Below are 13966 nucleotides of genomic sequence, written 5' to 3' on the forward strand. Positions count from 1 at the left end.
GCATTCCATAAAAAGTGAAACCACCCCATGCCTGAACATTCCCGAACAACACCGACCCTTGCCGTTGCGGTCATCGTTAAAAATGAAGCGGACAACCTTTGCGCCTGCCTGAAGACCGTTGAGGGCTGGGTCGATGAAATCGTCATCCTCGACTCCGGCAGCACTGATGCAACCGAGGATGTGGCCAGGCAATTTACCGATAAATTTTTTGTCCACGACACCTGGCCCGGGTTCGGCCCTCAGCGCCGCATCGCCCAGGAGCATGTCAGTTCGGATTTTATCCTGTGGCTTGATGCGGACGAACGCGTCACCCCGGAACTTCGCGCCAGTATTGAAGGGGCGGTTGCGGCAAACGCCCCTTCAACCGTGTATCGCATCTCCCGGTTGAGTTGGGTGTTCGGGCGGTATATCCGGCACTGCGGCTGGTACCCGGATCGAGTCGTCCGGCTATACCCTACCAAACTGACGCGTTACGACGACTCGCTGGTCCACGAAAAGGTGGAGGTCACCGAAGAAATGAATGTTGAAAACCTTGCCGGAGATGCCATTCATTACACCTACAAAGACCTTCATCACTATCTGGTAAAATCGGCTGGATACGCCAAGGCCTGGGCAGACCAACGAAACGCACGGGGAAAAAAAACCAGCCTTGGCCAGGGCATCTTCCATGCCCTGGGCTGCTTTTTAAAGATGTATATTCTCAAGGTGGGGTTTCTGGATGGCAGACAGGGGTTTCTGCTTTCCCTGCTGTCGGCGCATTCCACGTTCGTAAAATACGCCGATTTATGGATCATCACAAAAACGGAGAGGCCCAGGGATTAATCTCCGCCAGGGCCCCTTGGATGTCGATGCGGCCCATGTCCGTCTCGCCTTCTGAGCCGCCGCCTTCCGGCGGGCAGAAGGCAAGGTGCCGACCGTCCGAATTGAGGGGCTTCCACCGAAGGGGGGTCGAGGAGCGCCGTCGGGGAAAAAAGCCCACGGTAGGGACGTCCAAGGCCCCGGCAATATGAAGGGGCCCCGTGGACCCTGCGATAAACAGTCCCGCACAGGCAATGGCTGCCGTAAAATCGACCAGCCCATCGTTTTTATCGTACAACACAGTATGCCTGCCCTTCTCTTCCGCAATACCACGCAGTTTTTTCGCATTTTCCTCTTCCCCCGGACCGGCGGTCAACACCACATCGCAGTGGGCGGGGAGCCCGCTTATCAGCGCTGCATACTGTTCCAAAGAAAGATTGTTGGCAGACCCCCCCGAGCCCGCATGCACAAAGACCCATGGCGTATCCACACGTATGGAAAGTTGTTCGGCAAGTTTCTGCCGCTGCGATTCAAGCTGACCTTGGGAAAACCTTAAATAGGGCTGCTGCACCTCGACGACGGAACGTTTCCTGTCAGCAAGAAAGCTGCGCACCAGGTCCTGATTGTATTCAGACTCCGGCTTTGCCGACTTGGAACGCCGCTGCGTGATGCGGCGCGTATAAAAGACCTGGGCTAGTTTGGTCGCCGGTGCCAGGCGGTAGGGAATCCCGGCCTTCCACACAAGAAGGGCATTGTACGTCGTGGAAAACAGGTTGATTGATGCGTCAAATCCATACCCCCTGATCTCTTCCACCAGGGCCTTCCGCTTAGATTTAGGGGCCGTCTTGGTGGGGTCGATGATCACATCATCAATCCACGGGCACAAACGCGCCAAATCAGCCGTGTACTTAGGGACCAGGGCGGCAACCCGACACTCCGGAAGGGAGGCTTTGAGCATGGCAAAACTTGGCCACGCCAACATAAAATCACCGATTTTATCGTTTCGGACGACGAGAATTCTATTCATCACTAATTCCAGACACGCAACAAGTAAGACTCAAATTGGGGAAGACCCTTTTGTCTGCCCCCTGACCCGTTTACACCCTCCTGTACATTGAAGCGATACGTTTTCGAGCATCATCCGCTTCAGCACGTTTCTTCAACACCCAAAAAGTGTGTTTGTTTAGCAACGTCTTGGGCGACAAATTGATCTTGTACTGCTTCCAAAACAACGTAAGGGCAGGTCTGTTGTGCTTCCATTTCAAGCAATTTCTTATGAATGCATATGTTGAAAGAGCATACACAAAGGGTCCCATGAAAGCCAAAAGGGCAATAGACGACCGGCTCTTATGACATGAAATGTTTTCAATAATTTCAAACCCATTCAAAGAGGATATCGTTCTTAAACTGTGTGCCGTGGGCGTAAAAAGGTGTCCATAATAAATATTCCCGTCCCCTTCCGAATGCCAGATGCTGTCCACTTCAGAAGGCGGCATATTCCGCAAGGTTTCCCCTTCATGGACAAGGGACGTAAAACGGCCGACAAGGCACGACTTGTTGGGAACGGTTATAACCAAGAGCCCCCCGGGCTTCAACAGCCGGTTGAATTCTCGAAACAGCTTCATGTGATCAGGAATATGTTCAACACCTTCCTGGGAAAGGATCATGTCTGCTGTTTTGTCATCAAGAGGGATACCATTCATCATGTCCGCAAATTCGGTTTTGATCCCTTCTGCCTTCATAAAGGAGGGAAAAAGGTCAAAGGCAAGGACATGTGCCCCTTTTTGTTTCAAAATCGCACTGGACCGTCCGTCGCCCGCCGGAATATCCAATACAACGGCGTTTTCTAAGCAGTTCGAAGTCTTGAGATAATCCGCAACATATTTACTAATCCCTTCATATACAAGGTTTTCCATATGCCATCTCCAAGTACAGTTATTACAATTTTAAATCATAAAAAGACTCAGAAAATCAAATTTCACAAAACAGCCAAGAGAGTCTTAAACCAGTAGAGTGAAAAACGGTTACAGCTTCGACCACAAAGCAGCATGCAGAATTACCCCAATCTTGCAGTCATTTTAAATATGTTAATTCTTCACACCAATTAACAGCGTCCTTGACTTCAATCGCTGGAGTTCCCACAGCGATTTTATTTGATCCGATGTTCCTTGTTACCACGGAATGAATCCCGATAATTGAATTGTCGCCGACCCCTCCACCTTTCAGGACGGTGCCACCATCGGCAATCCATACATGTTCCCCAATGGCTATGCTCTTGGCCGGGTTGATTCGTCTGTTATGTTGAATGACATTGTGCCCGTCGCTTGTCATGATTTTCACATTGCGAGAAAATGATGAATCTTTTCCGATACGAATAGAGATATTCTTCTCTTTTGCCGACAGGTAACACTTGTGACCAATACGGCAATTTTCACCGATAATGATGGAGCAGTCACTGCCATCAATCTCTATATACGTATCACGGATATTGGCCCCTTTATGAATGACCAGCCTGTTATTCTCACCCTTGATGGATATAAAGCACCGCCTTATACGAACGCTCTTATCAATACTCAAAAAGTGGTCACCCTTTATCCGCACCTTATTTCGAGCGTAGAACAACAATTTTTTCAACATGATTTCCCTCGCCCAACAAAAATTAATTCACCAATAAACTCGTTACCATGCCTCCATACAACGCTCAGCCACGTACCACCTGGATTCAGAACCTATCCCAACTGCTGCACGCCCCCCCTTTGGAGCACCTCAAACATCAGTCATTTTTCACTATTTTTATCTAAAAATATACACACCCAATAAAATCAAAACACAGCCAACAAGCCACGCACTATAATGACTCCTTCTTTTTAATGAGTCCGTTGAGGCACCAATAGGAGTTCTGCTTTAACTTTTTAGCGTAGACCCCAAAACTCTTGTTGTATGACTCTATTCGATCTGTCATGGCATGGTGAAGGTGGTATTGAATGGTGTTGAATTTTGTGGATCGAAAACCAACACCAGCCAACCGCAAACGGCGCTCTATATCTGTATCCTCACCAAGACACGCACTTTCAAAGTCTTCATCAAATCCGTTGATTTTCAGTATATTTTCTTTTGACACACAAAAATTCGACCCCACGATGCCATGTTTTTTAAACGAAAATCGAAACGGCAAATAGATAGAATTTTCCTTTCGTTTGCTATCAGAACAAACAATAGAAAGCATGTTCATCTGTTTTGTTGTCCGTTCCCTGTTCATCAGTTTGTCTGTAAAGGATTTGCCCAGCATCACCCGACGACCAAACAGGCACACATTGTCTTTGCTGCGTTTTGCATACTCTGAAATAAAGTGAGGGTGCAGTGCACAATCTCCATCGATAAACACCAGAAACTTTCCGGCGGCCGATGCCACAGCTCTGTTCAGTATCCGGCATTTTCGAAACCCTTTGTCCTGCTGCGTCAGGTGTGTAATCGAAACAGACTCTCGTGATTTGTACGAATCAACAACCTCTTTAACATCCGTGTTGTTTCCGTCCTCAGCAATAATCACATCAAAATCCTTATAACTTTGGCTAAACACGGACGAAAGGACAATCTCTAAAAAATCCGATCGGTTGTAGGTAGAAATTATCAATGTAATTTTCATTTTATTTCCACAGAATATAGTAAACCATTTATCCTTAATCGGTGATTTTACTCCCGGGTACCGGACCATAAGTACGTCAGAAAATCCCCCCACCATTGCCTTTCGCTGCTAACAGCGATAATACACCTCAACCTGTTCATGTTACAACGAGGTCAATGCAGTCATCATTTCCTGAAATTGTGTATCTTCGTCAAAGCAGTCCGTTGCTCTTTGCTTCCCCTGCTGCGCAAGTCGTTTCCTCTCATCGTCATGTGCTAAAAGAAACCCGATCTTGTCAGCCAAATCATGACTGTCCAGGCTCTCAAACAACAACCCGGACTGGTGGTCTTCGATAATTTCAAGGGGACCGCCGCGATTGCTCCCGATAACAGCCACACCGCACTTCATGGCCTCAATCAGGACAAGCCCGAATGTCTCTTCCTCCGGGGGCAATACAATCACATCACAAATTTGCATGAGTTCCTGCACGTTGTTCACAAAGCCGGTGAACACGATGTTCGACGCCAACCCGTCCCGGCTCAAGCCTGTTTTCAGGTCTTCCAGGTACGAGGCCTCCATGGCATCCCCCACAAGAAGGGCCTTGGCCTCCGCCCCCTCTTGTTTCAAGGTTTTTATGGCATCAACCAGCAGGTATTGCCCCTTCCCCTCCTCGATTCGAGCAACCACGCCGATGGTAAAGGAAGCACCCAGCCCATACTGTTTTCGAAGCGCTGCTTTTCTCTCCTCATCAATGGGTTCAGGCGTTTTTGCACCGATATAATGTGTCTCCACCGTTGGCCTTACATCACGGGGAACATACGTCTCAATTTGCTCCTGGACCTGCCGGGTGACCGCAACCATCATGTCCATGTGTTTATACAAGAACTTATGGTAGAAGTCCCCCTTGAATCGTGTCATGGTCATGTGCCGCGATTGCACCAGCTTCGGTTTTTTCTTTGAAAACAGCTTGGCCAGCACGGCCATGGGAATATCTTTTGTCCAGTGAATATGAATGACATCGATATCGTTGGAATCGATGATGGCGGCAATCCTCTTTGCCGTCCGAAACGGCATCAGCTTGGGAGGCTTCTGAATGGCAACATACGGTAAGCCTTGCTTGTCAAAGGCGCCTTTCAATCGACCTGTCTCAGACACAATGCACGTCAGGTTTATCTCAGACTGCAAGAACATTGACAGTCTCAATACGTAGAGTTCAAGGCCTCCCAAATCAGGAGACAGACACAACTGCAGAATATTCTGGTTCATAAAATAGCTCCGTATAAGAATCCAGGCAGATTAACCAGTCCCTATAAATACCAGTGGCCGACTTGCTGTCGTCTCATCCATTCAGGACAGAGTGATTTCGTTCTCCGTGCGTTGAGCGACCATCAGCCCCCCAAAAAGGGCCAGCACCAGCAATATCCCCCCGTACGAAACCAACTCCCCATGGAAAAACTGTGTCACCAGAAATCCCGAACTGCAGACAATGGCGGCTTGCACATACACCGCAGAAGAGGATGGCACCCAAGCCAGCGATCGGATAAGCCGGTAGAGTATCAAAACCCCGCACACGGAAAACACCGTAAAAAACAACACACCGCATTCGACAAACAGCTGAATATAACTGTTATGAAAATTTCCAGGAAACGTATTGCTCCACGTGTACTTCTTTTGAAACGTCTCGGGCTGCGCAGCGTAAAAGGCCTTGAACTGTTCGTCGATCTTCTCGCGGCCTGAGCCTAACACCATATGTTTTTTGGAAAATTCCAACCCCGCTCGCCACAGTTGAAGTCGCGCCAGATTTGAAGCATTGGAGGTGGTGTCCCCTATGGATTTGAACTCATTGACAACCCCACCGGTGGGCCCTATGGTACAGGCGATCACCACCAACATGCCGCCCACAATGAGGAACCTGCGGTTAAAAAGCAGCGCATACACCCCAACGCCCACAACAACACCCAACCAGGCACCGCGAATGGCGCTCATAACAAGTCCCCAGAAAAGCAACATGGCCACGCAGACCAGCAGCCCCATCCCCACCCGGCCGATCTTTCGCCTGAAAACGCCATTTCCGATAAACGCAACAACGCCCAAAAGAGTAATCATCAGCATATCCGCATTGCGTCCGACGACATGCCTGCCGTGAAACAAACCTAAGACGCGCTGGCCGGGATCCGCCAGACCCCAGAAGGTGGCGACGATGCCGGAAACAACCACCGCACCGAAAAGCCACGCCAGTCTCTTTTCGTCCCGAATAATGGGGGCAAGCACAATGGGAAGAAAGAAAAATTTCATGTCATTTAAAAATGAAGCCACCGACGCCAGGCCACCTGAGACGGAAAACAGGGCCGTGACCGATCCAAAACCAATGGGGATCAAAAAAAGCAGGAGATACCGGTTTTCTTTAACGACCCGGCGCCTGTTTATCCCCATGGAAACAATCCCCATGAGCAACAACAGCCCCCCCAACGAGTTCATGGCCGCTTTGGACATAAAAACAAACAGGCAAAAAAGAACAGCAACCCCGAAGGTCGCATTGTCCAGATAGTCCCCCCATGTCTCCCGCCTGCTTTTCAGGCTACACACATCTTCTTCCACACACCGCTCCTTGACCCCCAGCCTGACGCCACCCGTCATGATTGGGTATAACATGATACAGATACATGCCGTTTGGTTCACCTTTGACGGCCAACGTTTTCGTTTTTTTGTGCCAGGACTGTTACCGCAAAAAACTATACCACCCGGCCAAAGCACAACCATACGATGCCCCGGACCGGGTCACTTGACGAAAAGAGATATCACACCCCTGAGGCTGTAACAACGCCATAAACCCCACACCCTTCATTCGCAAAGCGCTCTGAAAAAATTCGTAACGACCATGAGGTTTAAATCGCTTACACACTTTTATTTGTCATGCGTTCGGGCTATTCAAACTGTTCCCGTGGATTGGGTCGTGGTCAGCAGGGCACCAGGACCAGACCGTCCTTAATGGCATAGATATTCATTGGACTTTTTGACCCGATGTTTATATATTCAGCATCAAAAATAATTCATGTTTACTTTATATTAACTTACACGAGAAAAAAACAGCGGCAATGAAAAAATTCTCACACGTTAAAAATTTCACAGGGTACATGGCCAAGGTGTACAACGAAGTCATCAAGCGTTCTGAAAAGCAGGACATTCTGGATATCCCTGCGGGAAACGGCCTTCTGTCCCAGAAACTGTCCGAAGCTGGCCACGACGTCACCTGTGCCGACATCAACTCCGAAAAGCCCGACTATGTATATGCCGATATGGAATCAAGCCTTCCCTTTGAGGATGAACGCTTTGATACCATCATGTGTCTTGAAGGGCTGGAACATGTGATTGAACCGAACCGGCTCGTTGCCGAGCTGTGCAGAATTTGCAGGCCGAACGGGCGCGTCATTGTCTCTCTGCCCAACATTCACAACCTCTACAGCAGGTTTCAGTTTCTCTTTACGGGAACATTTTTTCAGTTTGAGCCTTACGCCAACCAGCCTGTGGGCCCTGATGAAAAAATCGACAGGGGCCATATTTCATCGTTAAGTATCGTGCAGCTCAAATACCTGTTTTCATGCTATGACGCAAAGCTCACCGGTATCAATGGGGACAAGTTCAAACGCAAAATCCTGATTCCCCTGCTTTCCCCGGTTCTCCTCCTGGGCTACCTGTGGGTGCAGATGCCCAAGTTCCAGCACAAATGGAGCGGTGGTAAGGCCTCAAAGTCGCCCAACTGGCTTTTTCAACACAATCTGTTGTTCAGCCGATCGCTTATTCTCGTTTTTGAAAAAAAGCCTGACGGCTCACCAGCCACTCCACATGAGTAAGAGAGACACTGAAGAAACAGACCTTATGAAAATCCTCATCGTTCAAACCAGCTTCCTCGGAGACACCATCCTCTCCACCCCTGTCATCGAAGGGATCAACGCCCTTTATCCCGATGCCGAGCTCTGGATGATGACCACCCCTTTGTCCAGCCACCTTGTGGCCAACGACCCGCTTCTTGCAGGGGTGATCCCCTATGACAAACGGGGGAGTTCCAAGGGGATCAAAGGCCTTCGGACCATGGCGGCTGAGGTGAAGGCCATGGGATTTGACCGGGTCTACTCCCTTCACCGTTCCATTCGCACAAGCGTCATGCTCGCCCTGGCAGGAATCCCCGAACGGGTGGGTTTTTCCAATGCCAAAGGGCGCTTTCTATACCACCGGACCTTTCGTCGCGACCCGTCGATCCATGATGTCCTGAGAAACCTGGCCATCCTTGAGGGCGAGGCCGACATCACCGCCTTAAAGGCCGACATGCGCCTTTTTCCTCCGCCGGACAGCGAGATTTCCGAGGCAGTCAAAAATGCGATCCCCACAAGCCCCTTTGCCCTTATGGTTCCCGGAAGCGCCTGGGAGACCAAGATGTGGCACTCCGAAGGCTATCGAACCGTAGCTAAGTCCCTCTTGCAAAAAGGGCTCTCCGTGGTGGTTGCCGGAGGCCCCGATGAAGCGCAGGCCTGCCGCAAGGCCTCCGAAGGGACCGCGGCTGTGAACCTTGCCGGAAAAACGGGCATCGGAGAGATGATCTGGATTGCCAAAAAGGCTGCGGTGATCATCTGCAACGACAGCATGGCCCTTCATATGGCCTCGGCCCTTAAGGTGCCCAATGTGGCGATCTTCTGTTCCACCACCCCGGCCTTTGGCTTCGGCCCGTGGAAAAACCGCGCCATTGTGGTGGAAAAGGAGCTCCCCTGCCGCCCCTGTGGCCGCCACGGCAAACGGGAGTGTCCCAACGGCACCGAAGCGTGCATGCGGGAGATTACCCCGGAACAGGTCCTCTCTTCTGTAGAAACCCTCCTTGGGGAGGAGCTGCCATGAGAATCGGCCCCTACACCATCACAAGCCCCCTCCCCCTCACACCCGCAGAGGCATCCATCCTCACGGAGGCCCTTCCCCTTACCACGATGCAGAGCACTGCAACACTGGGGGGACGTGGTTCCCTGCAATTTATTGACGGGATTGCCGGGAAGCATGTGGCCATCAAGCCCTACCTGAGGGGGGGGCTCATGGGCAAAGTAAACCGAGTTTACTATGTTGGACGGGGAAAGAGCAGGGCAGCACAAGAATATGCGCTCCTCAAAAGGCTTTCTGAAACAGCCGTCACCACACCGCCCCCTTTTGGCTACATTGAATCGGGCCTGCTCCTTCGCCGCTGCTGGCTGCTCATGGAAACCGTCCCCCACGACCACACCCTGGCGTCGGCCCCCCTCACGGAAAGCCAGCAGGAGGCTCTCTTTGCACGCCTTGCACCCCAGATGAAGGCTCTCCTTGACCTGGGAATCCACCACGTGGACTTGCACCCCGGCAACATCATCGTCACCCATGAAGGGTTGCCCGTTCTCATCGACTTTGACAAAGCCCGGATAGGCATTGAAGACAAAAAGGCCCTTTCCGAGCTCTATGTAAAACGCTGGGCCCGAGCCGTTATAAAACACCGCCTGCCTGAAAGCCTCAGCAAACAGTTTGCCAGCATGATGGCGAAACTATAAAAATGCATATCGCTCCAGGGCCAGATCGATCTTCTCCGTCACATCGGAAACAGAGATGTACTCCATGCGCCCCGTCTTGAAATACCGCCTGGCCTCGTTCTCTTCACCGGATTCGGTGAACCGGTCGATAAGAAGCTCCTGAAACCGCCGGTAAGGCCCGCACCGCCTGGGGTTGGAGTAGCCAAAAAGGCTTACCGTGGGCACGTTGAGAGCCACGGCCATATGCAAAGGGCCTGTATCCGGCGAAACCACCACGGTGGAGCCCGAAAGCACCACGAGAAGATCCCGGATCCCGTTTTTAAGGGCAACGACGGGCTTCTCTTGCGACAGGCGGCTGATCTCATCGGCCAGCGCCTTTTCCCGTGGGCTGGGACCGCCGGTGAGCACCGGAACAAGACCTTTTCGGGCCACGTGATCCACTGCCCTGGCATAACGGTCCGCGGGCCAGTCCTTATCAGGGCTTGAAGACGCCACCACAAAGGTGACGGCAGGGGCCCCCAGGCCGTCAAAAAAGGCCGATCGTTCCGCAACCTCGCCTTCGGTGAACCCGAAATTCCACGCAACAGGGTAGTCCGTCACCCCCAGGTAATCCGCAAACTCAAAAAACTGGTCCTGAACGTGCCCCGGCGTTTTTTTCGGAATGCGCCTGTTGGAAAAGAGCCACTGGCACTCACGGGACCGCGCCATATCGAAGCCCAGCTTGATCCGCCCCGTGATCAGGGTGGAGATGGCGCTGGCCTTGATGCTCACCTGGAGCATGAGGACCACATCATACACCTCTCCTTTGAACCGCTTGCGCAAGGCTTGCCAGTGCTTTCGCCCGCCCTTGCGGTCAAAAAGCACATAATGATCCGCCGCTCCCTGGTGCTTGACCATCTCGTAGGCCAGGGGCTGCACCACCCAGGTGATCTCCGCATCGGGATACCCGTGGCGCAAGGCCCCCATCAGGGCCATGGCATGGACCACGTCCCCCAAGGCCGAGGTCCGAATAACACATATCTTTTTGGCCGGAATTTTTCCCATACCACGTCCTTCATGAATTCTTATGTCCAAAAACGCCTCCGGCGGCCAAACTTTTGAAAAGTTTGACAAACAGGTTTTTGGTTTAAAATCACCTGCAGCATAAAAAAATACACCGCGCACCCCCTGAAAGCTGGAAAAAAACCCCCTTCCACTGCCGGGCAACGCTGTGATATGACTTGATGCACGAAAAAGGCACCTCACACGAAACCCAACGCCAAGCGTCCCGTGCGTTTATAACCCAAACAACGACTCTGTGATACCATGACCCGATACAAAGAGATAGACATAACCAAGGTCCGAACCTACTCCGCCACCCAGCGTCCCTCCAAAGTGACCACCTCCCTTGAGGGCACCCCTGCAGAGGCGGGCATCTCCATGGCCCGGTTCTTCAAAAACCTTCCCGGCATCTTAAAGGCGGACGACCTCCTTGCCGTGGCCCGGGCCGTGGTGGCGGCCAGGGCAAAGGGAAAACCCGTCATGGCCATGATCGGCGGACACGTCATCAAGACCGGCTGCTCCCCCATCCTTGCCGACCTCGCCCAGAAAGGCTTTATCACCCACCTCGCCTCCAACGGCGCGGCAGGGATCCACGACACAGAGCTGGCCCGCTTCGGCCACACCTCCGAAGACGTGGCTGCCCAGCTTGAAGACGGCTCCTTCGGCATGGCCGAAGACACCGCCGCCCTGGTCAACAAGGCCGCTGAGCGCGCAGCCTCCGGTACCGAAGGATTCGGACAGGCCGTGGGCGCCCTTCTCATTGAAGAAGAGGCTCCCCACAGGGGTCGGGCCCTTCTGGCAAGGGCCCATGAGCTGGAGATCCCCTACACCCTTCATGTAGCCCTGGGAACCGACATCGTTCACCAGCATCCCACTGCCAAAGGAGCCGCCATCGGTGAGGCCTCATTACGGGACTTTCGCATCTTCGCCCACAGCGTCTCCGGCCTGGGAGACGGGGGGGTGGTCCTTAACTTCGGCAGCGCCGTCATCATGCCCGAAGTCTTCTTAAAGGCCCTGGCCGTGGCCCGTAACCTGGGTCACAAGGTCACCCACTTCACCACGGCGAACTTTGACATGATCCAGCATTACCGGCCCCACGTCAATGTGGTCTCCCGCCCTGTCATGCCTGGCGGCAAGGGCTATGCCATCACTGGTCACCACGAAATCATGATCCCCCTGCTGGCCTCTGCCATCATGGAGATCGAGGCTGGGAACCTCTAAGAATTTTCCCGAAACCCAAACAGAACGACTCAGTTTATGCCTCCGGCGGCCCTGCCGGGGGCTAAACTTTTACAAAGTTTAACAAACAGGTTTTTAAAACTCATTTTGAATGGGTTGGCTTTTAAAAGGCGAATGTGGTTATCCCCGAGGAACGAGGGGCAAAGCGCATTCGCAACCTGCTTTCAAGGTGGCACACCTTGCCGCCGGAGGCTGATTTTTTGGAGCTGAACAGTTCCCATCCAAACAAGGAAAAACAACGCATCATGCAAATCAACACCGATACCTTCAGCAACGCACGCGTCCTTGTGGTCGGCGATGTCATGCTGGACCGATATATCTGGGGAGAGGTGGAACGCATCTCCCCAGAAGCCCCGGTACCCGTGGTAAAAACCGGTGAGACCTCAGAGATCCTCGGCGGTGCGGGCAATGTGGCCGCCAACCTGGCGGGCCTGGGGTGCCATGTCACCCTGGTGGGCCTTTTGGGCGACGACGAGACCGGCCGGCGCATCACCTGGCTGGCAAAGGACATGGGCATCAAAACCAACGGGCTCTTTACGTCCACGGAGCGGCCCACCACCACCAAGACACGAATCATGGCCCAGAAGCAGCAGCTTTTCAGGCTGGACAGCGAGGTGGCGACGACCCTTTCCGAGGCCGACGAGGCCCAACTCATAACCACCTGCCGGTCGGCCGTGGAAGAGGCGGACGCCCTTCTTCTTTCCGATTACGGTAAGGGCATGATGCAGACCGAAGGCCTCTGTCAGATGTTGATCCGCATGGCGGCAGCCAAAGGCATTCCCGTTTTTGTCGATCCCAAGGGAAGCGACTGGGACCGATACCACGGCGCCACCTGCATCACCCCCAACACCAGTGAGCTGGAACTGGTCCTCGGGCACCGCCTTTCCCCGGGGGAAACGGCCGTCACCGATCAGGTGGAAGAAACCCGAACCACTTACGGCCTTGCCCACCTGCTCCTCACCCGGGGTGCCGACGGCATGTGCCTCAAGACGGATGCCGAAAAGGCCCTTTTTATCCCCACCGAAGCCCGGGAAGTCTTTGATGTCTCCGGAGCGGGCGACACGGTCATCGCCACACTGGCGGCATCGGTCGCCGCAGGGCTTCCCTTTGAATCATCCGCACGGCTGGCCAACGCCGCGGCCGGCATCGTGGTGGGCAAGCTCGGCACGCGTCCTGTCACCATCGGCGAGCTAAAGCAGGTGGAGAGCGACAAAAAAAAATCGGATTTCATCAAGACATGTGACCGGGCCACGGCAGCCCACACCGTGGCCCGATGGCAGGACAACGGCGATGAGGTGGTCTTCACCAACGGCTGCTTTGACCTGCTCCACCACGGCCACGTGGATATTCTCCACAAAGCCCGGAACCTGGGGAATCGTCTGGTAGTCGGCCTCAACAGCGATGCGTCCGTGCACAGGCTCAAAGGAAGCCGCCGCCCCATCGTCAAAGAGGAAGACCGCGGTGCCATCCTAAGCGCCCTCTCGTCTGTGGATCTCGTGGTTATCTTCGACGAAGACACCCCCATTGAGCTGATCCGGGCCCTGAAGCCCGATATCCTGGTAAAGGGCGCGGACTACAAGCCCCACGAGGTCGTGGGCAAGGAGGTGGTGGAGAGCTACGGGGGCAGAGTGGAGCTCGTGCCCCTCATGGAAGGCCACAGCACCACGGGCATTGAACAACGGATTTTAAATCAGGACTAACAACAAAGGGCGACACGGTTCCCCGT

At 53.0% G+C, this 13966-nt stretch carries 13 protein-coding genes; 6 read left to right on the top strand and 7 right to left on the bottom strand.

Translation table 11 applies throughout. The features are described from left to right. The first annotated feature begins 27 nt into the window (after positions 1 to 27). Positions 28 to 822, top strand: a complete 795-nt coding sequence (locus tag BLQ12_RS01000; protein ID WP_092207382.1) for a glycosyltransferase family 2 protein — start codon at positions 28 to 30, stop codon at positions 820 to 822. Here BLQ12_RS01000 and BLQ12_RS01005 read toward each other — a convergent pair. The 6 genes from BLQ12_RS01005 to BLQ12_RS01030 form a co-directional block, all read right to left on the bottom strand. Beyond that, on the bottom strand, positions 794 to 1825 hold the full coding sequence (locus tag BLQ12_RS01005) for a glycosyltransferase family 9 protein (RefSeq protein WP_092207384.1): 1032 nt from the start codon (positions 1823 to 1825) through the stop codon (positions 794 to 796). The genes BLQ12_RS01000 and BLQ12_RS01005 overlap by 29 nt on opposite strands. 70 nt (positions 1826 to 1895) lie before the next feature. Then, the gene (locus BLQ12_RS01010; RefSeq protein ID WP_092207386.1) at positions 1896 to 2714 is read right to left on the bottom strand and encodes a class I SAM-dependent methyltransferase; all 819 of its coding nucleotides are present in this window, start codon (positions 2712 to 2714) and stop codon (positions 1896 to 1898) included. Between the two features lie 157 nt (positions 2715 to 2871). Next, positions 2872 to 3435 carry an acyltransferase gene (locus BLQ12_RS01015; RefSeq protein WP_092207388.1) on the bottom strand — a complete coding sequence of 188 codons (564 nt, stop codon included), beginning with the start codon at positions 3433 to 3435 and terminating at the stop codon, positions 2872 to 2874. 211 nt (positions 3436 to 3646) lie between these two features. Then, complete coding sequence (locus BLQ12_RS01020) at positions 3647 to 4444, bottom strand: glycosyltransferase (RefSeq protein WP_175469412.1); 798 nt, start codon at positions 4442 to 4444, stop codon at positions 3647 to 3649. 141 nt (positions 4445 to 4585) lie between these two features. Continuing rightward, entirely contained in the window at positions 4586 to 5689 is a 1104-nt protein-coding gene (locus tag BLQ12_RS01025; RefSeq protein ID WP_092207392.1) for a glycosyltransferase family 4 protein, read from the bottom strand. 81 nt (positions 5690 to 5770) lie between these two features. Next, on the bottom strand, positions 5771 to 7021 hold the full coding sequence (locus BLQ12_RS01030; protein ID WP_175469413.1) for an O-antigen ligase family protein: 1251 nt from the start codon (positions 7019 to 7021) through the stop codon (positions 5771 to 5773). A gap of 497 nt (positions 7022 to 7518) precedes the next feature. Here BLQ12_RS01030 and BLQ12_RS01035 point away from each other — a divergent pair, with 497 nt between their 5' ends. The 3 genes from BLQ12_RS01035 to BLQ12_RS01045 are packed head-to-tail and all read left to right on the top strand — an operon-like array spanning position 7519 to position 9981. Then, entirely contained in the window at positions 7519 to 8274 is a 756-nt protein-coding gene (locus BLQ12_RS01035) for a class I SAM-dependent methyltransferase (RefSeq protein WP_092207396.1), read from the top strand. A gap of 25 nt (positions 8275 to 8299) precedes the next feature. Next, positions 8300 to 9310 carry a glycosyltransferase family 9 protein gene (locus BLQ12_RS01040; RefSeq protein WP_175469414.1) on the top strand — a complete coding sequence of 337 codons (1011 nt, stop codon included), beginning with the start codon at positions 8300 to 8302 and terminating at the stop codon, positions 9308 to 9310. After that, a complete protein-coding gene (locus BLQ12_RS01045) occupies positions 9307 to 9981 on the top strand; it encodes a lipopolysaccharide kinase InaA family protein (protein WP_092207400.1) in 675 nt (224 codons plus the stop codon). Before BLQ12_RS01040 ends, BLQ12_RS01045 begins: the two co-directional genes overlap by 4 nt. Here BLQ12_RS01045 and BLQ12_RS01050 read toward each other — a convergent pair. Continuing rightward, on the bottom strand, positions 9976 to 11004 hold the full coding sequence (locus BLQ12_RS01050) for a glycosyltransferase family 9 protein (protein WP_092207402.1): 1029 nt from the start codon (positions 11002 to 11004) through the stop codon (positions 9976 to 9978). The two genes, BLQ12_RS01045 and BLQ12_RS01050, sit on opposite strands and share 6 nt — an antisense overlap. A 261-nt stretch (positions 11005 to 11265) precedes the next feature. Here BLQ12_RS01050 and BLQ12_RS01055 point away from each other — a divergent pair, with 261 nt between their 5' ends. Beyond that, positions 11266 to 12222, top strand: a complete 957-nt coding sequence (locus BLQ12_RS01055; RefSeq protein WP_092207404.1) for a GSU2086 family protein — start codon at positions 11266 to 11268, stop codon at positions 12220 to 12222. Positions 12223 to 12485: 263 nt separating this feature from the next. Continuing rightward, positions 12486 to 13940, top strand: a complete 1455-nt coding sequence (gene hldE / locus BLQ12_RS01060; protein WP_092208121.1) for a bifunctional D-glycero-beta-D-manno-heptose-7-phosphate kinase/D-glycero-beta-D-manno-heptose 1-phosphate adenylyltransferase HldE — start codon at positions 12486 to 12488, stop codon at positions 13938 to 13940. Positions 13941 to 13966: the final 26 nt, after the last annotated feature.

The sequence above is a fragment of the Desulfoluna spongiiphila genome, from assembly GCF_900101345.1.
Lineage (GTDB): Bacteria > Desulfobacterota > Desulfobacteria > Desulfobacterales > Desulfolunaceae > Desulfoluna > Desulfoluna spongiiphila.

Bases quoted from the DNA above. Each gene is read 5' to 3' on its own strand.
- BLQ12_RS01045 (WP_092207400.1), top strand. From the start codon at position 9,307: ATGAGAATCGGCCCCTACACCATCACAAGCCCCCTCCCCCTCACACCC.
- hldE (WP_092208121.1), top strand. From the start codon at position 12,486: ATGCAAATCAACACCGATACCTTCAGCAACGCACGCGTCCTTGTGGTC.
- BLQ12_RS01020 (WP_175469412.1), bottom strand. From the start codon at position 4,444: ATGAAAATTACATTGATAATTTCTACCTACAACCGATCGGATTTTTTA.
- BLQ12_RS01035 (WP_092207396.1), top strand. From the start codon at position 7,519: ATGAAAAAATTCTCACACGTTAAAAATTTCACAGGGTACATGGCCAAG.
- BLQ12_RS01005 (WP_092207384.1), bottom strand. From the start codon at position 1,825: ATGAATAGAATTCTCGTCGTCCGAAACGATAAAATCGGTGATTTTATG.
- BLQ12_RS01025 (WP_092207392.1), bottom strand. From the start codon at position 5,689: ATGAACCAGAATATTCTGCAGTTGTGTCTGTCTCCTGATTTGGGAGGC.
- BLQ12_RS01050 (WP_092207402.1), bottom strand. From the start codon at position 11,004: ATGGGAAAAATTCCGGCCAAAAAGATATGTGTTATTCGGACCTCGGCC.
- BLQ12_RS01010 (WP_092207386.1), bottom strand. From the start codon at position 2,714: ATGGAAAACCTTGTATATGAAGGGATTAGTAAATATGTTGCGGATTAT.
- BLQ12_RS01015 (WP_092207388.1), bottom strand. From the start codon at position 3,435: ATGTTGAAAAAATTGTTGTTCTACGCTCGAAATAAGGTGCGGATAAAG.
- BLQ12_RS01040 (WP_175469414.1), top strand. From the start codon at position 8,300: ATGAAAATCCTCATCGTTCAAACCAGCTTCCTCGGAGACACCATCCTC.
- BLQ12_RS01000 (WP_092207382.1), top strand. From the start codon at position 28: ATGCCTGAACATTCCCGAACAACACCGACCCTTGCCGTTGCGGTCATC.
- BLQ12_RS01055 (WP_092207404.1), top strand. From the start codon at position 11,266: ATGACCCGATACAAAGAGATAGACATAACCAAGGTCCGAACCTACTCC.